Raw genomic sequence first — 825 nt, forward strand, 5'->3', positions numbered from 1 at the left:
ACGGTATGTTAAGCCGTAATGCCCTGGATTGTGTACTGTTTCGCTCGGATGGCTTAATGCATTGGAAACGGAAAGAAGATGATCCGTTTTTCCGTTTGAGATGCTGTAGGCGACGGCTGGGCTGTCAGTTGTATATGCAGGCAACGTCGCTTCTAATGTCGTTCCTTTCCATACACCGCGCGGATGGGTTGCATAAGAATCAATCGGTGCGAGCGTAGGGGAAACGGTTGAAAAGTTAGCTAAAGAGCTCGTTACGATCGTTCGTATGCGATAGTTAGTCATTGAGCCTTCTTGTTGGACGGTAAAGTCATATAAAAATCCGAGCAGTTGGTTGTTTGGGACGTCAAATGCTTGAATGACCGCGCTCGTTCCTGCTTTCACTTTCACTGCTTGAGCAGTTGCGAACGATTGGCGCAACACCGCCTCTGCAATCGGTAAGCCAACATCGTAATGTCCCCAACTGTTTGGGCTTGTTCGATACGTCCCCTTTCCGCTTGTAACGACAAGGTCGTTAGATGAAGAGAGGTTATCAATCACAATAGCAACCGATGCCTGTTGACCTAACATATTGGCGTGCCAACCGAACACACGATGATCGACTGTTTGTTGTCGCTCGCGAACGTCATCTAGCGCTAATGTTGCTTGGCGATTTGGCACTGACTCCGTTGTAAGTAGTTCGGGATTGTCGCTAATAAGTAAACGCCGTTCGTCAGCAACGGTCGGTGTATGAATATGTTGCGGTACAGTAATCGCTGTTTCTTCGGTAAGTAACATAGGGCTTCGAAACGTCGTTCGTGGAATCGTGAAAAACATATTTGTTCCGCT

At 47.6% G+C, this 825-nt stretch carries 1 pseudogene; it reads right to left on the reverse strand.

Features of this window, described 5'->3' with window-relative positions:
- Window positions 1-813: pseudogene (locus ABEV15_RS14045) on the reverse strand (copper amine oxidase N-terminal domain-containing protein); the annotation flags it as partial.
- Between the last annotated feature and the right edge of the window lie 12 nt (window positions 814-825).

This window comes from Bhargavaea massiliensis (assembly GCF_050480245.1).
Taxonomy (GTDB): domain Bacteria; phylum Bacillota; class Bacilli; order Bacillales; family Anoxybacillaceae; genus Anoxybacillus.